Raw genomic sequence first — 22,858 nt, 5'->3', positions numbered from 1 at the left:
ATTTGCAGGCTGGCCCGTCTCTTGCCATTGACAAGCCATCTTTGCTCCGCCACCTCATGCCGGAACTCCCAAATGAAGGCGGCCGGTATGACCGGATATTTTTCTTCTCCCTTCCCGCGTCGCCGGTCGGTCGGCGTATCGGTCGGCGGCGTGATGGTCGGCGGCGGCGCGCCGGTCGTCGTGCAATCGATGACCAACACCGACACCGCCGATGTCGACCAGACCGTCGCCCAGGTCGCGGCGCTGCATCGTGCCGGCTCGGAGATCGTGCGCATCACGGTCGACCGCGACGAGAGCGCGGCGGCGGTTCCGCGCATCCATGAGCGGCTGTTGCGGCTCGGCATCGATGTGCCGCTGGTCGGCGACTTCCACTATATCGGGCACAAGCTGCTCGCCGATCATCCGGCCTGCGCCGAAGCGCTGGCCAAATACCGCATCAATCCGGGCAATGTCGGCTTCAAGGACAAGAAGGACCGCCAGTTCGCCGCGATCGTCGAGATGGCGATCAGATATGACAAGCCGGTACGCATCGGCGTTAATTGGGGATCGCTCGACCAGGAGCTTTTGACCCGGCTGATGGACGACAACCAGGCGAAGGGCTCGCCGCTCACCGCGCAGGAAGTCACGCGCGAGGCGATCGTGCAGTCGGCGATCCTGTCGGCCGAGATGGCGGAAGAGATCGGGCTTGGCCGCGAAAAGATCATCCTGTCGGCCAAGGTCAGCGGTGTGCAGGACCTGATCGCCGTCTACACCGAGCTTGCCACCCGCTCCGATCATGCGCTGCATCTGGGCCTCACCGAAGCCGGCATGGGCACCAAGGGCATTGTCGCTTCTTCCGCCGCGATGGGCATCCTCTTGCAGCAGGGCATCGGCGACACGATCCGCATCTCGCTGACGCCGGAGCCGAATGGCGACCGCACGCGCGAGGTGCAGGTGTCGCAAGAACTTCTGCAGACCATGGGCTTCCGGCAGTTCGTGCCTATCGTCGCGGCCTGCCCCGGCTGCGGCCGCACCACATCCACCGTGTTCCAGGAACTTGCCCAGAGCATCCAGGCTGATATCCGCAAGAACATGCCGGTGTGGCGCGAGAAATATCCCGGCGTCGAGAACCTCAAGGTCGCGGTGATGGGCTGCATCGTCAACGGTCCGGGCGAATCCAAGCACGCCGATATCGGCATATCGCTGCCCGGCACCGGCGAGACGCCGACGGCGCCTGTCTTCATCGACGGCAAGAAGGCTGCGACACTGCGCGGGCCCTCGATCGCGCAGGATTTCGAGAAGATGGTCGGCGACTATATCGAGCAGCGGTACGGGCACGGCAAAGCCGCCGCGGAATGAACCGATGCGGCGTTTCCTAGAGGCAACGCTGCTCTTGTTTTTCGTGCTGATCCCGGCGACACACGCATTCGCCGATCCGCCGCAGTCGAAGTCGGCCGCCAAGCGCCTGATTTCCCGCGTCTGCGATCTGATCGAGACCCAGGCCCAACAGAACGGGCTGCCCAAGGATTTCTTCGCCCGGCTGATCTGGAAGGAGAGCCGCTTCGATCCGGGCGCGGTGAGCCCGGTCGGTGCCGAAGGCATCGCGCAATTCATGCCGGGCACCGCGAAGATGCGCGGGCTCGCCGATCCCTTCGACATCGGACAGGCCATCCCGGCCTCGGCGAAATATCTCGCCGAGATGAAGGTCAGCTACGGCAATCTCGGGCTCGCGGCCGCGGCCTACAATGCCGGCGAGAACCGCGTGTCGCGCTGGCTCGCCTCGGGCGGCTTCCTGCCGATGGAAACGGAAAGCTATGTCTTCGACGTCATGGGCGAGCCCGTCGACAAGTTCTCGGACAGGTCCTATGCCGGCACCGTCCAGCCGCTCGACCCGAAGATGAGCTTCGCCGTTGCCTGCCGCAGGCTGCCGGTGATCATGTCGCGAACCGTCGCCATGGCCTCGATCAACGTCAAGCCGTGGGGCGTGCAGGTGGCGGGCAACTTCCGCCGCTCGGCGGCGATCGGCCAATGGCTGAGGGTCAAAAGCCGGTTCCCGGCCTTGCTCGCCAGCCGTGATCCGGTGGTGAGCCGGGTGCGCACGCCGATCGGCCGCCGCGGCATCTATGCGGTCAGGATCGGCGCCGACTCGCGTGGCGAGGCCAACGGCATCTGCACCAAGCTGCAAAGCGTCGGCGGCGCCTGCGTGGTGTTGCGCAATCGCTGACGCAACGCCAGGACAGCGGGCCGCAAGAGGTGCTCGAAACGCGCGAAAGCCGGCGTGCAGACCGACTGCCCGGACTTGCACGCTGGCAATTCGAACGCGTGCACCGGGGTGTCGCCTACGACCTTGAGCTCGACACCAGCCGGCTGATGCCGGCGAATGCGCCCGCCTCATCCAGCAGCGATTTAAATTGTAGCGACTTGCATTCCTGGCGGGGACGCGAGCTTCCCGGCCGTCAACAACGCCGATAGCCAATTGCTAATGTTGCGACGAGAATCCGCTTGTCAGGGCGGTGGCGTTCAAATCTTATTGCGCTTTGCCATAGTAAGAGCGGGCACAGTGTTTTCCAGGGCGCGTTTTTATTCGGATCACATGGGGGGAGAATCATGCCGGAGGAGAATTTCCTAAAAAAGGTTGTCGGCGAACTCGAGACGCCGCGCACCAAGCGGCCATTCGGGTCCGGCTGGCTGTCCGGCTCGATCGCATTGCTTGCGGGCATCACCGCCCTCCTGATGGTCATCGTATTGCGCTATCCGACGCTGACCTCGATGCCGGACCTTGCTCCGATCCACCAGATGCTGTTCTTCAAGCCGGTCCTCTATTTCGTGCTTATCTCGGGCTACGTCCTGGCCATCCTGAGCATGATGCTGCGCCGGGAAAAGACGCTCGGCGTGGCGGCTATGGTCACCGTGCTGTTGGCCTCGCTCATCGGCATGCTCCCGGTGCGTCACGAGTTGCATGTCGACGGCGTGTTCTTCGGCCTTGATTTCTTCATTCTCAATGTCCTGTTCATGGGCGTGCTGTTCGTCCCGCTCGAACGCATCTTTGCCCGCAACAAGAGCCAGACCGTGTTCCGCGACGAATGGCGCGAGGACCTGTTCTATTACCTGGTCTCGTCGCTGCTGGTTCAGATATTGACCTACCTGACGCTCGCGCCGTCCAATTTCGTCAACGCGCAAGCCGGCCTCGGTTCGGTGCGCGCCTGGGTCCACGATCTGCCCTGGGTCGTGCAACTGCTGGCGGTGATGTTCCTGACCGATCTTGCCCAATATTGGGTGCACCGGGCCTTCCATCGCATCCCATTCCTGTGGAATTTCCACGCCGTGCATCATTCAGCCAAGTCGATGGACTGGATCGCCGGCGCGCGGATGCATTTCCTGGAAATCATCGTGCTGCGCAGCCTGACGGCGACGCCGATGTTCGTGTTGGGCTTCGATGAATCGGCAATCCAGACCTATATCCTGATCGTCTACATCTATTCGTCCTTCATCCATTCCAACATCGGAACGAGCTTCGGTCCGGCGGAAAAGGTGCTGGTGTCACCGCGCTTCCATCATTGGCATCACGGCCTCGAGAAAGAGGCGATCGACGTCAATTTCGCCATCCATTTCCCGCTGCTCGACCGGCTGTTCGGCACCTATCATCTGCCCGAGGGACGCTGGCCGAAGGGCTATGGCATTCACGGCCATCCGGTGCCGAAAGGCTATTGGCGGCAATTTCTGTATCCGTTCCGGCGGGGCTGAAGGCTCGAAAAGAGCTGGTTCAGAGTCGGCGGGACAGCGCCCCCCTCTGTCCTGCCGGACATCTTCCCCACAAGGGGGGAGATTGGCCGTCACGTTTGCTTTCGCCAATCTCCAACGGACGGACGAAGCGCCGGAACTGCTGATTTCCCCCAGGTGGGGAGATGCCCGGCAGGGCAGAGGGGGGCGCGAAGGAACTCGGCGGTGGCCGCCAGAGACTACCTGGCGCTTACGCCGTCTTCGCCGCCACGGTCTCGCTGAGCCAGGTGCCGATCTTGGCGCCGAGGCGGTCGGGCGAGACCGGTTTCGGCAGATAGTCGTCCATGCCTGCCTCGATGCATTTTTCACGGTCGCCCTTTAGCGCGTGCGCGGTGACGCCGATGATCGGCGTGTGATCGCCGTTCTGCTCTTCGATGGCGCGGATGGCGCGGGTCGCCTCATAACCGTTCATCTCCGGCATGGAGACGTCCATCAGCACCAGGCGCGGGCGCAGCGAGCGGTACATCTCGACAGCCGTCCGACCATTGCCGGCTATGCGATAGCTGAGGCCAAAACCGTTGAGGATCTGGCCGAAGACCAGCTGGTTCACGTCATTGTCCTCGGCGATCAGGATATCAATCGGGCCGCTCGGCGCTGCCGTCGATTCCGGCGCCGCCGGCATGGACACCGACGGGCCGCGGATGACGGTGAAGGCCGGCGGGGCCGCCTGGGCGGCGACCGGCTCGCGCACGAAATGCGCCTTGGCGCCTTGCGTGCGCGCCTTCTGGATGGCGGCGATCACGGTGCCCAGCAGCACCGCCGAACGCGCCGGCTTGGTGAGATGCGCGACGATGCCGAAATCGATCACCATGCGGCCGAAATCGACCTGGTCGACCGAGGTGAGCAGCACGACGGGGATGGAGGAGAGGCGGCTGTCGGCGGCGATGGCTCTGGCGACGTCGGCGCCGTTCATGCCGGGCATCTGGTAATCGAGGATGATGCAGTCGACCGAGGCGCCGAGCTGGCGGGCGCGGTCGAGGAAAGCGAGGCCGACCGCGCCGCTTTCGGCGGCCGCGCAGTCGAAGCTCCAGCTTCTCAGCTGCTCCAGCAGGATCTCGCGGTTGACCGGGTTGTCGTCGATGACCAGCACACGGGCGCCGGTGACGTCGACCGGCACCAGCTCGTCACGCGCCTGCTGGCTATGCGCCGGCAGCGGCACGGCGAACCAGAACACGGAGCCGCGGCCGATCTCGCTTTCGACGCCGATCTTGCCGCCCATCAGGTCGACAAGCCGGGCGCCGATCGCGAGGCCAAGGCCGGTGCCTTCATGGCGGCGGGTCGAGGAGCCGTCGACCTGGGCGAATTTCTCGAACACGCTTTGCAGTTTTTCGGCCGGGATGCCGATGCCAGTGTCCTCGACGCGGACCTTGAGCTGGACCACACCGTCGACGACATCGCCGCCGACATCGATCAGGACATGGCCCTTCTCGGTGAACTTCACTGCGTTGCCGAGCAGGTTGGTGACGATCTGGCGGAAGCGCCCGGCATCGCCAACGACGAAGGCCGGCAGGCGCGGGTCGACGCGCACGATGAGCTCGAGGTTCTTTTCGGCAACGCGCGCCGACACCAGGGTCGCCACATCCTCTACCGCCTCCGCCAGGCGGAAGGGGGCGGGGTCGAGCGTCAACTGGCCGGCATTGATCTTCGAGAAATCGAGGATGTCGTTGATGATGGTGAGCAGCGCGTTGCCGGATTTGACGATGACGTCGGTGAAGGTCTTCTGGCGCGGCGTCAGCTCTGTCTTGGCGAGCAGCTCGGCCATGCCGAGCACGCCGTTCATCGGCGTGCGGATCTCATGGCTCATATTGGCGAGGAATTCGGATTTGGCGCGGTCGGCGGCCTCGGCCTTGAACAAAGATGCGGCGGTCTCGGCGAAGGCGCGGCGGATCGCATTCTCCATCGGCCGGAATATCAGAAACGCCGCGATGGCGAGCACAGCGAACAGCAGGCCGCTCGCCCACAGGAGCAGCCGGTCGCTGGAAGCATCGGCGAGGCGGCGCTCCTCGTCGAGCGCGGTGCGCACCTTCACCAGCATCGGCTGGGCGAAAAGGTCATTCTGGTTACGGATCTCGCGGTAGCTCCACTCATCGACCTTCTGGGCGACTGCCATCAAGTTGAAGTTGCGCACCATATCGCGCGCCGACCAGAACAGGTCGTCATTGACCGAAGCAGTGTCCAGCGCGTTGACGGTGTTGTTCGACAGGCGCGGTCTGATCGCGGCAAGCTGGGCGTTCAGGATCCCGATCTCGCCCATCAGCCGTTCGGAATGGCCGCGCGCGGCGGTCGCCAACGCATCGCGCGTCTCGCTGCGCCAGGCGGTGCCGGTGGTCTCGGCGAAATTGGTGGCGTTGCGCAGGTCGCGGGCGAAGATGACGAAATTGCCGCTGAGAGCATCGACCTCGTGGCGGTACGAATTCACACGGTTGAGCGCGAACATGACGGCGGCCGAGGCCAGCGCGAAGACAAGCAATCCCGAAATGTAACGGATCCGGATCGACCGGAGGAAGGAAGAATATTCCGGCATGCGCAACCCCAACACATACGCACAATTTTAATGGTCGGGATTACGCTTGATTTACATTAAGATTTCGTTGGAGGGAGGGTGGCCTTGTCGCAGCTTCTGACAAGGCGACGTATCGCTGTCCGTGACAGACAGGGTAAGCGCACTCGAGTTCCGGACAGCGCCTCGAACCGAACGGCAGATCGTCAATCCGATGTATCGGAGAGGATCCCGTTTCCCTTGCGCAGCGTGATCCGCCGTCGAGGATGCTCGTCTCTCGCGGCTTGAAAAATGGCGCGGGCAAGCTGGGCCGTAGCGGCGCGTGCGAGGACCCGTTCGATGACCTCATGGCTGTCAGCGTGCCAGAGTTCGATACGATAGGGCAGCGCTTCGGCCGAACGGGAAGAGTTGGCGCTCCGTGTCATAGACAGGCCCCTGCCTAATTCGCCGGACCGTTCCATCTCGAAACGAAATTGTTCTTGTGCCGCAAGGTGACGTAGCGGTCCGGGTGCTCACGCGTCGCTGCGTAGTAGGCAGCGTAGCCGATGCTGGCATTTGCCGTGACGGCGAGGACTTGTTCGACACCGTTCTTGGCGGCGTTCCACAACTCGACCCTATACGGGAGTTCGTCATGCTCGGCAGAGCCGAGTTCGTGAGAGACGGGATTTTCCTCGTCATCTCCAGGCTCGTTTTCCGGAGCAAAGCTGTACAAATAACCCGGGTTTCTGAGATTGGCTGCGAGAGCGGATGAATATGTCGCCATTGATCCAAGCTCGTTGCTATGCAGGATAGGCACGCTTATGTTGCAGACGTGTCACCGGACGAACTGCCTGATGCGAGCGTAATGCGGGTTCGACAATGCCACTGACCACAGCCGACGCGCAACATCTTTCCGACAGCCGCCGCCTCGAACTCTTCATCGACGCTGTCGCCGACTACGCGATCTACACCCTCGATGCAGATGGCCTCATCACCAGCTGGAATGCCGGCGCCGAGAAGATAAAGGGCTACGCGGCTTCGGAAGTCCTGGGGCAGCATTTTTCCCGATTTTTCACAGTCGAAGATCAGGCGAATGGGGTTCCGAGCAGGATGCTTGCCGCGGCAAAGGCGGAGGGAAGATACGAGGCCGAAGGATGGCGGGTGCGCAAGGACGGAACCAGGTTCTGGTCGAGCGGCCTTGTTCAACGGGTACTGGACCGCAACGGCGTTCTTTTGGGTTACGCGAAGATCACGCGCGACATCACCGAGCGCGTCGCCGCGCATGAATCGCTGCTGCAGAGCGAGCGACGCTTCCGCATCCTTGTCGACGGCGTGACCGACTATGCCATCTACATGCTCGATCCAAGCGGCATTGTCACCAATTGGAACGCCGGCGCCGAGCGGCTGAAAGGCTACGCTGCCGAGGAAATCGTGGGCCAGCATTTCTCCAAATTCTATACCCGTGAAGAACGCGCAAAAGGCACGCCGCTCCGCGTCCTCGAAGCAGCCGTGCAGAACGGGCGATATGAAGGCGAGGGTTGGCGCGTACGCAAGGACGGCAGCCGTTTCTGGGCATCGGTTGTCGTTACCCCGATCCATAACGACGCAGGCCGACTCGAAGGATTCGCCAAGGTCACGCGCGACATCACCGAACGCCGTGCGGCGCACGAAGCCTTGCGCCAAAGCGAGCGCCAGTTCCGCCTTCTGGTGAGCGGCGTGACCGACTATGCGCTCTTGATGCTTGACCCCAACGGGCTGGTGACCAGTTGGAACGCCGGCGCGGAGCGCATCAAGGGCTATGCGGCCGAAGAAATCATCGGTCAGCACTTCTCCCGGTTTTACACGGAGCACGACCGCGCCGCCGGTTTACCTGGCCGCGCGCTCTATACGGCAACACGGGATGGACGCTTCGAGACCGAGGGCCATCGCGTCCGTAAGGACGGGACGCTGTTCTGGGCGAATGTCGTGATCGATCCGATCCGCGACGAGCGGGGAGAGCTGATCGGTTTCGCCAAGATCACGCGCGACATCACCGATCGACGCGATGCTGAGATCGCACTCCGGCAGGCGCAAGCGCAACGCGTTCATACGCAGAAAATGGATGCGCTCGGCCAACTGACCGGCAGCATCGTCCATGATTTCAACAATCTCCTGACGGTGGTCGAAAGCTTTGTTCGATTGGGGAAGAAAGTCGGCGCCGATCCCGAAATGAAGCGGGCGACCGAATCCGTGGAACTTGCACTCCAGCGCGGCGCCGCATTGACACGCCAGCTGCTGGCCTTCTCGCGCAAGCAGGCTGCCCGCGCCGAGGTCGTCTCGCTGGCAGAGCGCGTGGAAGCCGTCCGCGCAATGATAGCGGGCTCCATGCGCAAATCGGTGAAATTGGTCGCCGCTGTCGGACCCGAAACCTGGCCAGTCAAGGTCGACCCCGGCGAACTGGAGCTTGGTCTCGTCAACATTGCCTTCAACGCGCGGGACGCCATGCCAGGCGGTGGCCTGGTAACGATAACGGCGGAGAACGTGCTGTTGTCGAGCGAGGATAACGCAGCCGGCCTGCAAGGTGAATTCGTCGCGTTGCGGGTGACCGACACAGGCATCGGCATTGCGGCAGACGTGCTTCCGCAGGTTTTCGAACCGTTCTTCACGACCAAAGGGCCCGAGAAGGGTACAGGTCTCGGCCTCGCCCAGGTCTACGGCTTGGCGCAGCAGTCCGGCGGCGCGGTCACAATTGAAAGCGAAGTCGGCAAGGGCACGACGGTGACGATCTATCTGCCCCGGGCCGATATGGCAGTCGCCGCGCAGAGCGCCGAGCCGGAACAGCCGGCCAGCGCGAATGTGGTGCCGTTGAGGACAAAGGGCCGTTTTGCCGATGATCAAGACTGATGACGTCGCCGCCGATGCTGTGAGGTGACGACGAGAGAGCGGTATCGGGCGGCCACGACCGCAATGATCGCCAGGTGAAGCAGGATCGCGAGAGCTGCGCCGATCAATTGCGGGACAAGACCTCCCGTCCGGCCGATCATCCAGATCGTGGCGACGCTCAGCGGCAAAAACAAAATGACGCTGGTGACGAGGCCGGGATTGTATTTGCCGAGCCGCGCCGATGTGACGAGGTGCGCGAGCGCGTTGACGATCATGACATATGGGGCAACCAGGCCCCAGGCGGGTCCCCACAGGAATGCCGCATAAAGAGCCAGCAGGTTGATGCCCCAGACAAACGGCAGGTTGATGACGAGAACCGAGGCGACGGTAAGGGCGTCACGGCCGCCGAAAACATTTTCGTTCGCGAATTTGCGGAATCGGTCGCCGGCGTGCTCTTCGACCTGGTGGACCATGTAAAACGGGCTGTGCAGGAAGATCAGAAACACCGGCAGCGGAAGCGATAAGACCGGCGCGGCCGCTATGAGCGATGCTGCCATGAACCCTGCACCGATGACCCAATAATCGGCCAGCCAGGCTTTCAGCTTAAGCATTGGTTCCCCGCCTCGTCAGTCAGCGATCCTGCACGAATGGACGCGCATCGCCAGAACTATTCAAGTGGGTGGACGCCGTGGCGCTACGTGACCATGTCGGATATTGACTGCCGCGACCGCCCCTGAGACAGTCAATGGAAGATGCGCGCCTCCAAAACTTGGCACCCCGCTGGCTCGGCCACCCGTTGCGGCGTCTGGCCTTTCGCCATTGATCAGAGGTGGAACGCGATCATGAGAAGCGGCCGTGAGCGAACCTATACAGCGGATAGTTGAGACCAACGGCATCCGCCTCAATGTCGCGGAGCAGGGCGAAGGGCCGGTGGTGCTTTTGTGCCATGGCTTCCCTGAATCCTGGTATTCCTGGCGGCATCAGCTGGGCGCGCTCGCAGCAGCGGGCTTCCGTGCCGTCGCCCCCGACATGCGAGGCTACGGCAAGAGCGACCGGCCGGAAGCGATCGACCAATACACACTCTTTCATCTGGTCGGCGACATGGTGGGTCTTCTCGACGCCCTCGAGGTCCCCAGCGCCGTCATCGTCGGCCACGACTGGGGTGCGGTGGTGGCCTGGCATGCCGCGCTGCTACGGCCGGACCGCTTCCATGCCGTCGTCGGCCTCAGCGTTCCGTTCCGGCCGCGCGGCAATGCGCGTCCGACCAGCCTCATGCCGCGAACGGCGGAGTCCCAGTTCTACCAGCTCTATTTCCAGCAACCCGGCATTGCCGAGGCGGAGCTGGAACGGGACCCGCGGGCCACGGTGCGCGCCATGCTTTACGCGGTGTCGGGAGACGCTTCGGACGGCGGCGCCAGAATTGCCATGGTCCCGCATGGCGGAGGTCTCCTGCAAGCCGCCGAGGTTCCTGCAAGTCTGCCGCACTGGCTCAGCGAAAGCGACAGCGATTTCTACGCCGGCGAGTTCCAGCGCACCGGCTTTGCCGGAGGTCTCAACTGGTACCGCAACATCGACCGGAACTGGGAACTGATGGCGCCCTTTGCCGGCGCGCGGATCAAGGTTCCCGCTCTCTACGCAGCGGGCGACCGTGACCTTGTGGTCGCCTTCCCCGGCATGGATCAACTGTTGGCCAATCTCAGGAACTTCGTCCCGCAAATCCGCGACACGCTGATGCTGCCCGGCTGCGGGCATTGGACCCAGCAGGAGCGCCCGGACGAGGTCAACGCCGCGATGATCGATTTCCTGCGGAGCTTGCCGAAGCGGGGCTGATCCAAGGGAAAGCGAGTATCGGCTCCGACACGGAAAGCTGGGCGTGCCGCTCGGCAAGCGACTCGCCCGGTTCAAGTCAGGCACTATCCTCGGCCCGGTAGGCGTCGGGAAGAATGAAGACCTCGTCGGCGCGGCCATAGCCTCCGTCGGGAACTTCTTCGATTAGCACCATGGTGTAGGGGCGTACACCTTCGCCGAAATAATCGACGAACATCTGCGTGGTCTTGTGGACGAGGTCTTCTTTCTGCGCCTTTGAGAGGGCGGCCTCGGGCATCTTGAAGTTGGCAAAGGGCATTTCCAGGTTCCTTCCGGTGGATTTCGGCTCTGGATGAAGGGCCGGGGCGGCGTCAGCGAACGGACCGATGATGTCCGTTCGTTGTCCTGGAGCGGATATAGACTGCTGCGGATGCCGGATAATCACCCGGCCATCGACAGCAGTATTCGAACATAGCGAACAATCGGAGCTGTTGTCGGTTTCGGCAATGGGGGCCCGCCGCGCCGCAGTTCAGCTGTTGCGCGTCGCCACGAAGGTCGCCGCTTGCTTGAGCAGCTCAGCCCGCTCGCCATAGGGCTCAAGCAGGGCATGCGCCTGGTCGATGAGGCCGTGGAGCTGACCGCGCGCCCAGTCTGGTCCGTGCAGTGCTGCGAGCGTCGCCTTGCCGGCGGCCGCATCCTTGTTCGTCGCTTTGCCCATCTGCTTTGCGTCGGCGGTCAGGTCGAGCAGGTCGTCGGCGAGCTGGAAGGCAAGGCCGATCGCCGAGCCGAACTCCGCCAGCCGCTCGCGCTCGGCAGGAGGCGCGCCGGCGACGATCGCGCCGGCCTCGCAGGCGAAGCGGATCAGCGCGCCGGTCTTCATCGCCTGCAGCGTGATGATCCCCGCCTCGTCCGGCCGTTCGCGCTCGGCTTCCAGGTCCAGCATCTGGCCGCCGACCATGCCGCCGGCACCGGCCGCACGGGCAAGGGCGAGGACCAGAGTGGCGCGGCGCTCCGCCGCCAGCAAGGTCGCATCGTCGGCGACGACGTCGAAGGCCAAGGTCAGCAACGCGTCGCCGGCGAGGACCGCGGTCGCCTCGTCGAAGGCCCTGTGCACCGTCGGCTGGCCGCGCCTCAAATCGTCGTCGTCCATGGAAGGCAGGTCGTCATGGATGAGCGAGTAGCAATGCACGCATTCGAGCGCCGCGGCGACGCGCAGCGCCGCCTCGCTATCGGCCGAAAACAACGCGGCACTTTCCATGACCAGAAATGGCCGCAGCCGCTTGCCGCCATTGAGCACGCCATGGCGCATGGCCGCCATCAGGCGCTCCGGCCGCACGATCTCACTGGTGAGCGGACGCGCGTCGAGGATCCGCCGCAGCTCGGTCTCGACAGCGGCGGCGCGCATGAAAAGCGCGGATTCGAAGGCGATCTGGTCGTCTTTGCCCATGGCCGGGAGCGGTAGCCGACACTCAGACATTGCGCAAGCAGGCTCGCGCCTTTATGCCGGAGGAGGCGAGGCACGGGTGGACGGCTTGACGGAACCGATCGTCGAATATGAAAGCGAAGGGCTGGACATGGCGCGACGTCGGCGCCTGAACCGCGCCGGTCTCAAGCGGCTTGGCCGGCGTTGCCTGGTCGTGGCGCTCGTGCTGGCAGTCATACCGGTCGTGCTCACCTTCCTTTATCTGCCACCTTTCGTGCATCCGGTCTCGACGCTGATGCTGAAGGACCTCGTGACTTTTTCCGGCTACGACCGGCGCTGGGTGTCGATCGATGACGTGGCGCCGGTGCTGGCGCATTCGGTGATCATGTCGGAGGACGGGCAGTTCTGTTTTCATCGCGGCGTCGATCTGGGCGAGTTGCGCGGCGTGGTCGACGACGCGCTGGCCGGCGAGGCGACGCGCGGCGCCTCCACCATCACCATGCAGACGGTGAAGAACCTTTTTCTGTGGTCGCGCCCATTGGGCAGCGTGCGCAAGGTGGTCGAGCTGCCCCTGGCCGTCTATTTCGATGCTGTGATGTCGAAGCGGCGGATCATGGAAATCTATCTCAACATCGCCGAATGGGGGCCGGGCATCTATGGCATCGAGGCCGCCGCCCGGCATCATTTCGGCGTCTCTGCCAAGCAATTGTCGCGCCGGCAGGCGGCGCTGCTCGCCGTCAGCCTGCCCAACCCGATCGCGCGCAATCCCGCCAGGCCGGGGCCGGGCCTGCGGCGGCTGGCCTCGCTGATCGAGCGGCGCGCGAGCAGGTCAGGCGCCTATGTCGGCTGCCTTGACTAGGTGCATCGATATTCAAGTGAGCCCGGCCTGCGAACGGCGGCTACCTGCGCTTCCGGTGCTCACGTACTTTAAGTGCGCTCCGCTCCGGTTCTCGGTGGCCACCGTTCTCGGCTCGGCCTGACTTGAATCTCGACACACCTAGTTCCTGTCCTCCTGCGGCAAAAAAATTCGCGCCGGCGCTGGCCAAAACGGCGCAAGGCGTGTATAGGCACCCGACTTTCTCAGATTATGGCCTCGATGCGGCCCTTTCGCGAGGGTTGCCGGGGCATTTTGACCATGTAGTGGAGCATATCCATGGCCGTTCCAAAAAGAAAAACCTCTCCGTCGAAGCGCGGCATGCGCCGCTCGGCCGACGCGCTCAAGGCCCCGACCTATGTCGAGGACAAGAATTCCGGCGAAATGCGCCGCCCGCATCACATCGACCTGAAGACCGGCATGTATCGCGGCCGCCAGGTTCTTGAGCCGAAGGAAAGCTGAGAGGCTTCCGCGGTTCGTGACGTTTCAAAGACCGGCCTCTGGCCGGTCTTTTTGCGTGCGGCCCTTGGTTGAGGGAGACCTGGGCCTCGCAGGCTGCAGAAAAGCCGGACAACCGGCTGACATTGTTATTTCATTAGGTCTTAGAGCGTGTTCGCCGCCGCCGGCGAAAAGCCTTGACGGCGCGCCTGCCGCGGATTTTACAAAAGGGGTGCCCATGGAGTCGCCCAGATGTTCGGTGCCATCCCGCTGCTGATCGTGCCCTTCGTCCTCTACAATCTCGGCCTGCTGGGATTGTTCGGCGGCGGCGACGATCCCTGGACGACCGAGATGTTCTCCTTCCGCATGATGTCGGGCGGCGTGTTCTCGATGACGCTCGGTGGCCTGATGGTGCTGATCGGGCTGATCTTCCTGTTCGTCGAGATCTCAAAATCGGTGCGCACCACCAATGCCTCGATCCTCGATCACCTTTTGTCGACGCTGGTCTTCATCGCCTTCCTGGTCGAATTCCTGCTGGTGAAAGGCGCGGCGCATTCGGTGTTCTTCACGCTGATGGTCATCGCGCTGTTCGACGTTCTGGCCGGCTTCTCGGTGTCGATGCGGTCGGCCAGCCGGGATATCAATTTGAATTAGGTCTTCCAACGTCATTCCAGGGCGAAGCAGGAGCGAAGCTCCGTCGCGAAGACCCTGGAATCCGTGCCGTTACCTTCGCTAAGGCGTGCAACGGAGCAGAATTCTGCACCGCAGCAACGCTTCGAAGTCACGGAATGATTCTATGGTCTGCGCGTCGCTTCGCTCCTTGCTTCGCCATAGAATGACGATGCGAGAAACGTTCCGGCTAATCTCCAAAACCCCCGATACGAAAGCGGTCAATCCACGGTAGCTTCAGCTTTTCGCGCGACCACTTCCTCGTAGGCAGCGCGCAGTTGCTGGCGCACGGTCGGCGTGCCCGGCGGCGTCTTGGAGGGTGCGCCCAGATGCTCGTGACGCAGTTCGTCCATGAATTGGTCCCATAGCGGCGGACCGCCCTTTTCGAGCAGCTCGGCTCGGATCGACAATTCTTCCGTGACCGGCAGCCAGACGCGTCCCCAGGCCCCGAGCTGCGCCATGATCGGCACCAGCGTGATCGCCATCTCGGTCAGGCTGTAGATCGCCTTCTGCTTGTGACTGGGGTCGTCGGCCTTGGTCAGCAGACCGAGCTCCATCAGCCGCTTCAGCCGGTCGGCCAGGATGTTGGAGGCGATGCCTTCCAGCGAGCCGTTGAGCAACTCGCGAAAATGGCGCCTGCCGCCGAAGATCATGTCGCGCAGGATGATCAGACTCCAGCGGTCGCCAAAGACCTCGAGCGACAGATTGATCGGGCAGCCGGACCGACGGTCGATGCTCATGGCACTCTCCAGAAAAACCAGTTGCATTATGATATCGGTTTGATTATCGTGCAACTGATTGCAAATTGCAATCGGATAGGAGGAGTAGATGACCAACGCGGCGCAGCTTCCCGACATCATTTCGGAAAGCTTCGGCAGTCCGAAGATCCGCCGATCCTTTTGGTCATGGGCGCCATGGCTTCGATGCTGTGGTGGCCGGAAGCCTTCTGCCGGCAACTTGCCGGGCGCGGCCGCTTCGTCATCCGCTACGACAACCGCGACACCGGCCTGTCGACGAAATATCCACCGGGCGTGCCGTCCTACACGTTCGAGGACATGGTGGACGACGCCATGCGCGTGCTCGACGACCATGGCGTCACCAGAGCGCATGTCGCCGGCATGTCGATGGGCGGCATGCTCGCGCAGAGCGTGGCGCTGAAATATCCCGAACGCGTCAGCGCGCTCACCGTGATCTCCTGTTCGCCGCTCGGCGTCGATACGTCCGCCCTGCCCGGAACGACCGAAGCCTACAAGCAGCACTCGGCCGAAGGCGGCAACGTCGACTGGTCGAAGCGGGAGCAGGTGCTCGACTTCATGGTCAAGGATGCCCGTGCCATTGCCAGCACTCGCCATCCGTTCGATGAGGGGCGGACGCGCAAGATGATCGAGGAGGATTACGACCGCTCCGGCGGTCTCGCCAGCGCGACCAACCATTTCCTGCTCAAAGGCGGCGGCTCGCAGCGGACGGTGCGGGATCTTCGCGTGCCGTTGCTCGTCATCCACGGCACCGCCGATCCGCTCTTCCCGATCGAGCATGGCCAAGCTTTGGCCGAAGCCGTTCCTGGCGCGAGGCTGGTCAAGGTCGAAGGCGGTGGCCACGAACTACATCGCAACGACTGGCCACAGATCGTCGAAGCCATCGCCGCACATGGCTAGCGCCGGCAAGACGCCGGCTTGACTCGAGCCGTCCGCGACAATAGTGAAGTAGTTACTTCAGTATCGATTATCCGAATGCGAAAGAGAGCCGGAATGTCCCTGACGCTGCATTTCCACCCGCTGGCCTCGTTCTGCTGGAAGCCGCTAATCGCGCTTTACGAGAACGACACGCCATTCGAGCCGGTCATTGTCGACCTCGGCGACGAGGCTTCCCGCGCCGCATTCCTGAAAGTGTCGCCGACCGGCAAGATGCCGGCGCTGCGTGACGATGCGCGGGACCGCACGATGCTGGAATCGACCATCGTCGTCGAATATCTCGCCGCGCATTACCCCGGGCCGGTCGAGCTCATTCCCGCCGATATCGATCTCGCCCTGCAGGTCCGCCAGGCAGACCGCTTCTACGATTTCTACGTGCAGCATCCGATGCAGAAGATCGTCGGCGACAGGCTGCGGCCGACGGACAAGACCGATCCGTTCGGGGTCGAGGAGGCCCGCGCGCAGCTGCGCAACTCCTACGCCATTGTCGACGAGGAGATGGCGGCAAGGACCTGGGCCGTAGGCGAAAGCTTCACCATGGCCGACTGCGCCGCCTCGCCGGCGCTGTTCTACGCCAACAAGGTCGAGCCCTTCGGCGAAAAATTCCCGGCCTTGAAACGCTACCACGACCGGCTGCTCGCGCGCCCGTCCTTCGCCCGGGTGATCGAGGAAGCGGGACCTTACTTCAAGCTCTTTCCGTACAATAACGGCTAGAGCGAGATGCTCCACGATCCCGCCCAGCTCGACCTGATGTTCCAGGCGCTCGCCGACCCGGCGCGGCGGCAGATGGTGGACCGTCTGTCGCGCGGGCCGGCTTCGGTCAGCCAGCTTGCTGAACCGTTAGCGATGTCGTTGTCGGCCGTCGTCCAGCATCTCAACGTGCTTGAGGCAAGCGGCCTGGTGCGGACCGAAAAGCTTGGCCGGGTGCGGACCTGCCGGATCGAGCCGCAGGCGCTTCGGGCCGCCGAGCACTGGATCAACGAGCGGCGGCTTGCCTGGGAGCGTCGGCTCGACCGCCTCGGCGATTTCCTCGCTGAAACGAAAGATGAAACCTGAAGGGTCCCGTCATGAGCGAACGATCCGTCGTCCATTCCACCTTCGTCATCGAGCGCGTCTATCCGGCGGCGCCGGAGAAGGTCTATTTCGCGCTGAGCGATCCGACGGCGAAGAAGCGCTGGTTCTTTGACCCCGACAACCCCATGCCCAGCCGGCATGAGATGGATTTTCGGGTCGGCGGCAAGGAAGTGAATGCCGGCTGTCCCAGCGACGGACAGATGCATTTCTACAACGCGATCTATCACGATATCGTGCCCAACCGGCGCATCGTCTACAGCTATGAGCTTCTGTTCGGCGAAACCCGAGTCTCCGTGTCGCTTGCGACGATCGAGCTCATCGCCGAAGGCAAGGGAACGCGGCTCATCCTGACGGAACAGGGCGCCTTTTTCGACGGCATCGACTCACCGGCCACCCGCGAGCACGGCACCGGCGAATTGCTCGACGCGCTCGGGACGGCACTGGGAGCTGAGGGCTCCGGCCAAAGCGCATCGCGCTTTGGGTCTTGACGCCTGTCGTTGTCTCAGAACCGCTGCACACTTCTGAGCGACATGCATCAAACGCCAAAGACTATTCCCCAGGCGCCGTTTCCCAGAATTGGTCGAGCCAGATATTGAGCCTGAGGAAGCCGGCGCTGCTGACAGTATAAACGCGCCTCGTGCCTTGGGGCTTGGCGTTGACTAGGCCGGCGTCCAGCAGGACCTTCAAATGCTGGGAGACCGCCGGGCGTGAGACTGGCAATCCGGCGGCCAATTCGTTCACCGTCTTTGGGCCGCGCCGGAGTTCTTCCAAGAGATAGCGCCGGTTGGGATCGGCTATCGCCATAAAGGCGTCAGAAAACATCATGCCTTTATTTGTGAGGCAAAGTCTCGCGAATCTCAACTATCGGTTTCAACCTTTCTGCGCGGATCGAGCCGCGTGGCCTCGGGCGTGACGGCGCGGTCCGCGGGCTGCGTCTTGAAGGCATCGCGGTTTTCGATCGGCACCGGCGCGCGGGCGCGGATACGCAGCAGCGTGTAGCCGGCGAGGCTGAGATGGGCGAGCGCGGTTGCAAGGAAAAGGCCCTCCGGACGCACCGAACCCATCAAGGCCGCGGCCAGGAGCGGGCCGATCATCGTGCCGAAACCGTAGAGCAGCAACAGGCCGCCGGAAACCTTGACGAAGTCCTCGGCGCGGGCGTGGTCGTTGGCATGCGCGACGGCGATCGAATAGAGCGTATAGGCGAAGGCGCCATAGGCGGCGGTCAGCACGATGACGAAAACACCCGAACGCGGCGCGACTAGGAAGATCAGCACCGCGACTAGCGCCGCGCCGAAGGCCGCGCCGGCCAGCACGAAGCGGCGATCGGTCGTGTCCGAGAGACGCCCGGCCGGAAGCTGCATGGCGGCGCCGGCGATGACCACAAGGCTCATCATCAGAGCGATCTCGGCGGTGGAGATGCCGATGCGGGCGCCATAGACGGCGCCGAGCGTGCCCCAGGCGCCGTTGGCAATGCCGATCAGGAGGCAGGCCACGGCCGACACCGGCGAATTGGCGTAGAGGCCTTTGACGTCGAGCTTGACGTCCTGCAGGGGCTTGGGATGCGACTGCGTCGACACGGCGGTGGGAATGAGCGACAGGCAAAACAGGATGCCGGTGATCATGAACAGCGAGGCAGACCGCACGTCGCCGCCCGCGACGATCATCTGACCGCCCATGATCGAGGCATAGGTGACCATCATGTAGAGACCGAAGACGGTGCCGCGGTTTTCGTTGGTGGCCTTCTCGTTGAGCCAGCTCTCGATCACCATGAAGGCGCCGGCCATGGTGAAGCCTGTGAAGGCGCGCAAAAGGATCCAGACATATTCGTTGATGATGAGGCCGGTGAGCAGCGCGATGATCGCGCCGGACGCGGCGAAGGCGCCGAAAGCCCTGACATGGCCGGCACGGCGAACAAGACGCGGCGCGAAGAAACAGCCGGTGACGAAGCCGCCCGCCCAGGCCGTGCCCATCAGGCCGAGCGATGCAGTCGAAAAGCCTTCCACCTGGCCGCGCAGCGGCAGGAGCAGCCCGTGCAGGCCGGATGCGGCGAGCAGGAACGCGGTGCCGCGCAGCAGCGAGAGGATCGGTCTGTAGGTTGCAAACATCGCTTGATCCGGGTTCGAGACGCAGGGCCTGAAGACAGATGTATTCGGGCTTTTCGGCGGCGAGAGAGCACGCCGAACAATTTATCCGCGGCGGAACAGCGACTCGGCGGCGGATTTGGTGGCGCCCTTGGCGGTGCGCTCGGCTTCCAGCCTGGCGATCTCGTCGCGCAGCAATGCGATGCGCTCGGACAATTCGTCGACGGACAGCAAAGACAGGTCCTGGCCGATCTCGTGCGGGCGCTGCTTTTTCCTGGGTTCGTCGTCGAAGATCGCCATCCGTCGCTCCTCTCTTACTCGGCCATTTGCCTGATTTGGCAATCGGCATACATAGAGCAATTCCGGGAAAAGTGCGTAGCGGTTTTCCGTCCGGAATAGCGTAAGAACAAAGAGTTGGAGCAGGTTGGCGCTTCTTCAAGCGCCGAACTGCTCCAGGCAGATGCAAACGGGCGGCGATAGACCGGGATACAGGGAGAACACGACATCATGGCAAACGGACAGAAGATTCCGGCGAAGATGACGGCCATCGCGATCTCGCAACCGGGTGGGCCAAAGGTGCTCAAGCCGGAAACGCGCGACGTGCCGGTGCCCGGCCCCGGCGAAGTGCTGATCCGGGTGCACGCGGCCGGCGTCAACCGGCCGGACGTCCAGCAGCGCAAGGGCGCCTATCCGCCGCCGCCCGGTGCATCCGACTTGCCGGGCCTCGAAGCGTCGGGCGAAATCGCGGCGCTCGGCGACGAGATATCGCGCTGGCGCATCGGCGACCGGGTCTGCGCGCTGACGCCGGGCGGCGGCTATGCCGAATATGTCAAGGTTCATACCGGCAGCGTGCTGCCGCTGCCGGCGGGTTTCACGCATTCGGAAGCCGCCGCGGTTCCGGAAAACTACTTCACCGTCTGGCACAATGTATTCGAGCGCGGCGGCCTGAAGAAAGGCGAGACGCTGCTTGTCCATGGCGGTTCGTCCGGCATTGGCACCACCGCCATCCAGCTCGCCTCGGCCTTCGGCGCCACTGTGATCACCACCGCCGGCAGCAAGGAGAAATGCGACGCCTGCCTGAAGCTCGGCGCCGACCGGGCAGTCAACTACCGCGAGGAGGATTTCGTCGCCGCCGTGAAGGATGCGACCGATGGCAAGGGCGCCGACGTCATCCTCGACATGGTCGGCGGCGATTATGTCGGGCGCAATTACGATGCCGCGGCCGTCGAAGGGCGCATCGTACAGATCGCAGTGCAGGCCGGGGCCGTGGCCAGCGCCGACTTCTCCAAGGTCATGGTGAAGCGGCTGACCCATACCGGCTCGACGCTTCGCCCGCGTACCGTCGAGTTCAAGGCGGCGATCGCAGCCGCGCTGGAGGCCCAGGTGTGGCCACTGCTCGGCACGCGCAAGGTGGCTCCTGTGATGGACATGATCTTTCCGCTGACCGAAGCCTGGCGGGCGCACGAGCGGATGGAAGAGGGCGAGCATATCGGCAAGATCGTCCTCGACGTGGAGTAGGATGGGTCGTTATTCAGGTGAGGCCGGCCTGCCAATGCCGGGCTTCTGCGCTTCCGGTGCTCACGTACTAAAGTACGCTCCGCTCCGGTTCTCGAAGTCCACCATTTTCGACTCGGCCCGACCTGAATCTCGACCCATCCTGGCGTCGGCGGGTGTCCGGTCCAAGCTGAACGAAACCTTAATGCTGCATTGCACAAAACGCATTGCGGCCATGCAAAAGCGTCCGTTCAATTTGTGGGCAGGAGTGCCTATTTACGCGGCATCAAACGATTTGACCAAACGACTGGAGAACCATCATGAACCCGATCAGTGCTTTCCGTAAGTGGCGCATGTACAACGAGACCGTGCGCGAATTGAACAAGCTCAATGCCCGCCAGCTGAGCGACCTCGGCATCAACCGGGCCGACATCGAGCGTATCGCCCGCCAGGCGGTGTAATCAGACGCAGCCCGGCCTCGCGGTCGGGCTGCGACATGCAAGCCAGAGCCGTAGAGACGCTTGCTTTGTTTCCGGTTCCAAGCCCGCTGGACCTCGTCCAGCGGGTTTTGTCTTTTAGGGCCTTGAATCGGCCCTTCCCAAAAACATTGCGAAAATTGGAGGGAGCGTTTATACAGGCCGCGAATTTCCCATTTTGGTGGCTCTAAAACCACCGCCCGCGCGGGAACGCGGGCGAACGAGAAGGATTTTTGACATGGCCAATTCGCTGCTGATGCCCAAGGCGACCGCCGTCTGGCTGGTCGACAACACCGCGCTTTCCTTCGAGCAGATCGCGCAGTTCTGCGGGCTGCATCCGCTGGAGGTCAAGGCGATCGCCGACGGCGAGTCGGCCCAGGGCATCAAGGGCATGGACCCGATCATCACCGGCCAGTTGACGCGCGACGAGATCGCGCGCGGCGAGAAGGACATCAACTACCGGCTGAAGCTGTCGGAGCCGAAGGTGCGGGTGCCGGAATCGAAGCGCAAAGGCCCGCGCTACACGCCGCTGTCGAAGCGCCAGGACCGGCCGAACGCCATCTTGTGGCTGGTGCGCAACCATCCCGAGCTCAAGGATGCGCAGATTGCCCGTCTCGTAGGCACCACCAAGTCGACGATCGAGCAGATCCGCGAACGCAAGCACTGGAACTCGGCCAATCTGCAGCCGATGGATCCGGTGACGCTCGGCCTCACCTCGCAGATCGACCTGGACCTCGAAGTCAACCGCGCCTCGCGCGGCCGCGAGCCGGCGCAGCCGGTCGGCGATACGCTGCTGCCCGCCGCGCTCACCGAACGGCTGGTGCCGGCGCCGGAGAAGCCGAAGGATGAGGACCAGGAGCTCGATGCCAACGCCGTCTTCGCCAAGCTTTCGGCGCTCAAGTCGAAGGACAAGAACGAAGACGACGATCAGGAGTAAGCGTCCCGGCATCCAATAAAAAAGCCCGCTCGAAGCGGGCTTTTTTATTGGACAATGGCTTGGGAGGAAGTCACGTCCGCGCGGCGCGGTCGGGGGCCATGCCGTAATCCTCTGAGCGCTCGACGGCGCGGTAGAAATCGGCGAGCTGCTTGCCGCGCTCCGGCTTGAAGATGCGGCCGGCAATGACGACCGAGGCGATGCGATCGATGCGGAAGGCGCGGAAATCATCGCGCATCTCGCACCAGGCGACCAGTGTCCAGACCTTGCCCCAGAACCACAGCCCCAACGGCCTGATGTCGCGCGCGGTGCCGCGGCCGGCTTCGTCGGAATAGTCGATGGTCAGCACCTGGCGCTTCTCGATGGCGCGCTCGATCAGGTCGATCGCTTCCCGTGCGGCGTCGCTCACCACCCACATCGGCGTGTGGATCTCGGTGCGGGCGATGCGGTCCTTCTCTGTGTCGGGCAGCACGGCGCCGATCTTGACCAGCGCCTCGTCGGCGGCCCTCGCCATCGTAGCGCCGCCGAAGGCGCGCACCATGCGGGCGCCGGCAACCAGCGCCACGATCTCGTCACGTGTGAACATCAGCGGGGGAAGGTCGAATCCCTCCCGCATCATGTAGCCGACGCCCGCTTCGCCATCGATCGGCACGCCGGTCGACTGCAGGTCGGCTATGTCGCGGTAAATGGTGCGCTCGGACACCTCGAGCCATGCGCCTAGCTTCTGCGCGGTGACCAGCCGGCCGCCCCGCAAATGCTGCACGATCTGGAAAAGCCTGTCAGCACGACGCATCGCTA

General features: G+C 63.3%; 27 protein-coding genes. 16 read left to right on the top strand and 11 right to left on the bottom strand.

Annotation, left to right across the window (positions count from 1 at the left end; all coding sequences use genetic code 11):
- The first annotated feature begins 87 nt into the window (after positions 1 to 87).
- The 4 genes from ispG (at position 88) to LB552_RS26800 (ending at position 3,723) form a co-directional block, all read left to right on the top strand.
- Positions 88 to 1,338, top strand: coding sequence for a flavodoxin-dependent (E)-4-hydroxy-3-methylbut-2-enyl-diphosphate synthase (ispG, locus tag LB552_RS26815; protein ID WP_140841545.1), 1,251 nt, complete (start codon positions 88 to 90; stop codon positions 1,336 to 1,338).
- 4 nt (positions 1,339 to 1,342) lie between these two features.
- A complete protein-coding gene (locus LB552_RS26810) occupies positions 1,343 to 2,203 on the top strand; it encodes a lytic transglycosylase domain-containing protein (RefSeq protein WP_224611158.1) in 861 nt (286 codons plus the stop codon).
- A 29-nt stretch (positions 2,204 to 2,232) separates the two neighbouring features.
- On the top strand, positions 2,233 to 2,451 hold the full coding sequence (locus tag LB552_RS26805) for a phosphotransferase-like protein (protein WP_224611157.1): 219 nt from the start codon (positions 2,233 to 2,235) through the stop codon (positions 2,449 to 2,451).
- 135 nt (positions 2,452 to 2,586) lie between these two features.
- Positions 2,587 to 3,723: a sterol desaturase family protein gene (locus LB552_RS26800; RefSeq protein ID WP_224611156.1), complete on the top strand. Its 1,137-nt coding sequence runs from the start codon at positions 2,587 to 2,589 to the stop codon at positions 3,721 to 3,723.
- Between the two features lie 226 nt (positions 3,724 to 3,949).
- Here the strand turns inward: LB552_RS26800 and LB552_RS26795 are convergent, their stop codons facing one another.
- The 3 genes from LB552_RS26795 to LB552_RS26785 form a co-directional block, all read right to left on the bottom strand.
- Complete coding sequence (locus tag LB552_RS26795; RefSeq protein WP_224611155.1) at positions 3,950 to 6,283, bottom strand: response regulator; 2,334 nt, start codon at positions 6,281 to 6,283, stop codon at positions 3,950 to 3,952.
- 182 nt (positions 6,284 to 6,465) lie between these two features.
- Positions 6,466 to 6,684, bottom strand: a complete 219-nt coding sequence (locus LB552_RS26790; protein WP_224611154.1) for a hypothetical protein — start codon at positions 6,682 to 6,684, stop codon at positions 6,466 to 6,468.
- Positions 6,685 to 6,698: 14 nt separating this feature from the next.
- Positions 6,699 to 7,022: a hypothetical protein gene (locus LB552_RS26785; RefSeq protein WP_224545567.1), complete on the bottom strand. Its 324-nt coding sequence runs from the start codon at positions 7,020 to 7,022 to the stop codon at positions 6,699 to 6,701.
- A gap of 95 nt (positions 7,023 to 7,117) precedes the next feature.
- Between LB552_RS26785 and LB552_RS26780 the strand changes: the two genes are divergently transcribed.
- Positions 7,118 to 9,121 (top strand): PAS domain-containing sensor histidine kinase, encoded by a 2,004-nt coding sequence (locus tag LB552_RS26780; protein WP_224611153.1) that lies wholly within the window; start codon positions 7,118 to 7,120, stop codon positions 9,119 to 9,121.
- Here LB552_RS26780 and LB552_RS26775 read toward each other — a convergent pair.
- Positions 9,112 to 9,711, bottom strand: coding sequence for an HXXEE domain-containing protein (locus LB552_RS26775; protein WP_224611152.1), 600 nt, complete (start codon positions 9,709 to 9,711; stop codon positions 9,112 to 9,114). The genes LB552_RS26780 and LB552_RS26775 overlap by 10 nt on opposite strands.
- Before the next feature lie 244 nt (positions 9,712 to 9,955).
- On the opposite strand from LB552_RS26775, the gene LB552_RS26770 reads away from it, so the two are divergent.
- Positions 9,956 to 10,930: an alpha/beta fold hydrolase gene (locus tag LB552_RS26770; RefSeq protein WP_224611150.1), complete on the top strand. Its 975-nt coding sequence runs from the start codon at positions 9,956 to 9,958 to the stop codon at positions 10,928 to 10,930.
- A gap of 76 nt (positions 10,931 to 11,006) precedes the next feature.
- Here LB552_RS26770 and LB552_RS26765 read toward each other — a convergent pair whose 3' ends face one another.
- Both LB552_RS26765 and LB552_RS26760 read right to left on the bottom strand, forming a co-directional pair.
- Positions 11,007 to 11,225, bottom strand: coding sequence for a tautomerase family protein (locus LB552_RS26765; RefSeq protein WP_224611148.1), 219 nt, complete (start codon positions 11,223 to 11,225; stop codon positions 11,007 to 11,009).
- Positions 11,226 to 11,435: 210 nt separating this feature from the next.
- Complete coding sequence (locus tag LB552_RS26760; RefSeq protein WP_411962591.1) at positions 11,436 to 12,353, bottom strand: polyprenyl synthetase family protein; 918 nt, start codon at positions 12,351 to 12,353, stop codon at positions 11,436 to 11,438.
- A gap of 76 nt (positions 12,354 to 12,429) precedes the next feature.
- Between LB552_RS26760 and LB552_RS26755 the strand changes: the two genes are divergently transcribed.
- The 3 genes from LB552_RS26755 to LB552_RS26745 all read left to right on the top strand — a co-directional run bounded on the left by LB552_RS26755 (position 12,430) and on the right by LB552_RS26745 (position 14,295).
- Positions 12,430 to 13,188, top strand: coding sequence for a transglycosylase domain-containing protein (locus LB552_RS26755; RefSeq protein WP_095767340.1), 759 nt, complete (start codon positions 12,430 to 12,432; stop codon positions 13,186 to 13,188).
- Positions 13,189 to 13,482: 294 nt separating this feature from the next.
- A complete protein-coding gene (gene rpmF, locus LB552_RS26750; RefSeq protein WP_006203806.1) occupies positions 13,483 to 13,665 on the top strand; it encodes a 50S ribosomal protein L32 in 183 nt (60 codons plus the stop codon).
- A 228-nt stretch (positions 13,666 to 13,893) separates the two neighbouring features.
- Complete coding sequence (locus LB552_RS26745; RefSeq protein WP_140545089.1) at positions 13,894 to 14,295, top strand: hypothetical protein; 402 nt, start codon at positions 13,894 to 13,896, stop codon at positions 14,293 to 14,295.
- A 236-nt stretch (positions 14,296 to 14,531) separates the two neighbouring features.
- Here the strand turns inward: LB552_RS26745 and LB552_RS26740 are convergent, their stop codons facing one another.
- Positions 14,532 to 15,050 (bottom strand): winged helix-turn-helix transcriptional regulator, encoded by a 519-nt coding sequence (locus tag LB552_RS26740; protein ID WP_224611146.1) that lies wholly within the window; start codon positions 15,048 to 15,050, stop codon positions 14,532 to 14,534.
- Positions 15,051 to 15,224: 174 nt separating this feature from the next.
- Here LB552_RS26740 and LB552_RS26735 point away from each other — a divergent pair, with 174 nt between their 5' ends.
- The 4 genes from LB552_RS26735 (at position 15,225) to LB552_RS26720 (ending at position 17,563) form a co-directional block, all read left to right on the top strand.
- Positions 15,225 to 15,965: an alpha/beta fold hydrolase gene (locus LB552_RS26735; RefSeq protein ID WP_411966406.1), complete on the top strand. Its 741-nt coding sequence runs from the start codon at positions 15,225 to 15,227 to the stop codon at positions 15,963 to 15,965.
- Positions 15,966 to 16,058: 93 nt separating this feature from the next.
- Positions 16,059 to 16,715: a glutathione S-transferase family protein gene (locus tag LB552_RS26730; protein WP_224611144.1), complete on the top strand. Its 657-nt coding sequence runs from the start codon at positions 16,059 to 16,061 to the stop codon at positions 16,713 to 16,715.
- Between the two features lie 6 nt (positions 16,716 to 16,721).
- A complete protein-coding gene (locus LB552_RS26725) occupies positions 16,722 to 17,057 on the top strand; it encodes an ArsR/SmtB family transcription factor (RefSeq protein ID WP_095767344.1) in 336 nt (111 codons plus the stop codon).
- Positions 17,058 to 17,068: 11 nt separating this feature from the next.
- The gene (locus LB552_RS26720) at positions 17,069 to 17,563 is read left to right on the top strand and encodes an SRPBCC family protein (RefSeq protein ID WP_224611142.1); all 495 of its coding nucleotides are present in this window, start codon (positions 17,069 to 17,071) and stop codon (positions 17,561 to 17,563) included.
- A 61-nt stretch (positions 17,564 to 17,624) separates the two neighbouring features.
- Here the strand turns inward: LB552_RS26720 and LB552_RS26715 are convergent, their stop codons facing one another.
- From LB552_RS26715 to LB552_RS26705, 3 genes are all read right to left on the bottom strand, one after another.
- Positions 17,625 to 17,900, bottom strand: a complete 276-nt coding sequence (locus LB552_RS26715; RefSeq protein WP_095767346.1) for an ArsR/SmtB family transcription factor — start codon at positions 17,898 to 17,900, stop codon at positions 17,625 to 17,627.
- A 32-nt stretch (positions 17,901 to 17,932) separates the two neighbouring features.
- Positions 17,933 to 19,180, bottom strand: coding sequence for an MFS transporter (locus tag LB552_RS26710; RefSeq protein WP_224611141.1), 1,248 nt, complete (start codon positions 19,178 to 19,180; stop codon positions 17,933 to 17,935).
- A gap of 81 nt (positions 19,181 to 19,261) precedes the next feature.
- On the bottom strand, positions 19,262 to 19,456 hold the full coding sequence (locus tag LB552_RS26705; RefSeq protein WP_095767348.1) for a DUF1192 domain-containing protein: 195 nt from the start codon (positions 19,454 to 19,456) through the stop codon (positions 19,262 to 19,264).
- 207 nt (positions 19,457 to 19,663) lie between these two features.
- On the opposite strand from LB552_RS26705, the gene LB552_RS26700 reads away from it, so the two are divergent.
- The 3 genes from LB552_RS26700 (at position 19,664) to LB552_RS26690 (ending at position 22,063) form a co-directional block, all read left to right on the top strand.
- Positions 19,664 to 20,674 (top strand): NAD(P)H-quinone oxidoreductase, encoded by a 1,011-nt coding sequence (locus tag LB552_RS26700; protein ID WP_224611139.1) that lies wholly within the window; start codon positions 19,664 to 19,666, stop codon positions 20,672 to 20,674.
- A gap of 296 nt (positions 20,675 to 20,970) precedes the next feature.
- Positions 20,971 to 21,111: a DUF1127 domain-containing protein gene (locus LB552_RS26695; protein ID WP_095767350.1), complete on the top strand. Its 141-nt coding sequence runs from the start codon at positions 20,971 to 20,973 to the stop codon at positions 21,109 to 21,111.
- Positions 21,112 to 21,364: 253 nt separating this feature from the next.
- A complete protein-coding gene (locus LB552_RS26690; protein WP_095767351.1) occupies positions 21,365 to 22,063 on the top strand; it encodes a DUF1013 domain-containing protein in 699 nt (232 codons plus the stop codon).
- A gap of 70 nt (positions 22,064 to 22,133) precedes the next feature.
- Here the strand turns inward: LB552_RS26690 and LB552_RS26685 are convergent, their stop codons facing one another.
- Positions 22,134 to 22,853 carry a helix-turn-helix transcriptional regulator gene (locus tag LB552_RS26685; protein ID WP_095767352.1) on the bottom strand — a complete coding sequence of 240 codons (720 nt, stop codon included), beginning with the start codon at positions 22,851 to 22,853 and terminating at the stop codon, positions 22,134 to 22,136.
- Between the last annotated feature and the right edge of the window lie 5 nt (positions 22,854 to 22,858).

The organism is Mesorhizobium sp. CA7, assembly GCF_020165015.1.
In the GTDB taxonomy this organism is placed as follows: Bacteria; Pseudomonadota; Alphaproteobacteria; order Rhizobiales; family Rhizobiaceae; genus Mesorhizobium.
This window is presented reverse-complemented; position numbering and strand designations above follow the sequence as displayed.

Coding starts and splice junctions, on each gene's coding strand:
- LB552_RS26685 (WP_095767352.1), bottom strand. CDS start 22,853: ATGCGTCGTGCTGACAGGCTTTTCCAGATCGTGCAGCATTTGCGGGGC.
- LB552_RS26765 (WP_224611148.1), bottom strand. CDS start 11,225: ATGCCCTTTGCCAACTTCAAGATGCCCGAGGCCGCCCTCTCAAAGGCG.
- LB552_RS26715 (WP_095767346.1), bottom strand. CDS start 17,900: ATGATGTTTTCTGACGCCTTTATGGCGATAGCCGATCCCAACCGGCGC.
- LB552_RS26760 (WP_411962591.1), bottom strand. CDS start 12,353: ATGGGCAAAGACGACCAGATCGCCTTCGAATCCGCGCTTTTCATGCGC.
- LB552_RS26740 (WP_224611146.1), bottom strand. CDS start 15,050: ATGAGCATCGACCGTCGGTCCGGCTGCCCGATCAATCTGTCGCTCGAG.
- LB552_RS26785 (WP_224545567.1), bottom strand. CDS start 7,022: ATGGCGACATATTCATCCGCTCTCGCAGCCAATCTCAGAAACCCGGGT.
- LB552_RS26690 (WP_095767351.1), top strand. CDS start 21,365: ATGGCCAATTCGCTGCTGATGCCCAAGGCGACCGCCGTCTGGCTGGTC.
- LB552_RS26730 (WP_224611144.1), top strand. CDS start 16,059: ATGTCCCTGACGCTGCATTTCCACCCGCTGGCCTCGTTCTGCTGGAAG.
- LB552_RS26800 (WP_224611156.1), top strand. CDS start 2,587: ATGCCGGAGGAGAATTTCCTAAAAAAGGTTGTCGGCGAACTCGAGACG.
- LB552_RS26705 (WP_095767348.1), bottom strand. CDS start 19,456: ATGGCGATCTTCGACGACGAACCCAGGAAAAAGCAGCGCCCGCACGAG.
- LB552_RS26775 (WP_224611152.1), bottom strand. CDS start 9,711: ATGCTTAAGCTGAAAGCCTGGCTGGCCGATTATTGGGTCATCGGTGCA.
- LB552_RS26780 (WP_224611153.1), top strand. CDS start 7,118: ATGCCACTGACCACAGCCGACGCGCAACATCTTTCCGACAGCCGCCGC.
- LB552_RS26790 (WP_224611154.1), bottom strand. CDS start 6,684: ATGACACGGAGCGCCAACTCTTCCCGTTCGGCCGAAGCGCTGCCCTAT.
- LB552_RS26810 (WP_224611158.1), top strand. CDS start 1,343: ATGCGGCGTTTCCTAGAGGCAACGCTGCTCTTGTTTTTCGTGCTGATC.
- LB552_RS26735 (WP_411966406.1), top strand. CDS start 15,225: ATGGCTTCGATGCTGTGGTGGCCGGAAGCCTTCTGCCGGCAACTTGCC.
- LB552_RS26695 (WP_095767350.1), top strand. CDS start 20,971: ATGAACCCGATCAGTGCTTTCCGTAAGTGGCGCATGTACAACGAGACC.
- LB552_RS26720 (WP_224611142.1), top strand. CDS start 17,069: ATGAGCGAACGATCCGTCGTCCATTCCACCTTCGTCATCGAGCGCGTC.
- LB552_RS26725 (WP_095767344.1), top strand. CDS start 16,722: ATGCTCCACGATCCCGCCCAGCTCGACCTGATGTTCCAGGCGCTCGCC.
- LB552_RS26745 (WP_140545089.1), top strand. CDS start 13,894: ATGTTCGGTGCCATCCCGCTGCTGATCGTGCCCTTCGTCCTCTACAAT.
- LB552_RS26700 (WP_224611139.1), top strand. CDS start 19,664: ATGGCAAACGGACAGAAGATTCCGGCGAAGATGACGGCCATCGCGATC.
- LB552_RS26795 (WP_224611155.1), bottom strand. CDS start 6,283: ATGCCGGAATATTCTTCCTTCCTCCGGTCGATCCGGATCCGTTACATT.
- LB552_RS26710 (WP_224611141.1), bottom strand. CDS start 19,180: ATGTTTGCAACCTACAGACCGATCCTCTCGCTGCTGCGCGGCACCGCG.
- rpmF (WP_006203806.1), top strand. CDS start 13,483: ATGGCCGTTCCAAAAAGAAAAACCTCTCCGTCGAAGCGCGGCATGCGC.
- ispG (WP_140841545.1), top strand. CDS start 88: ATGACCGGATATTTTTCTTCTCCCTTCCCGCGTCGCCGGTCGGTCGGC.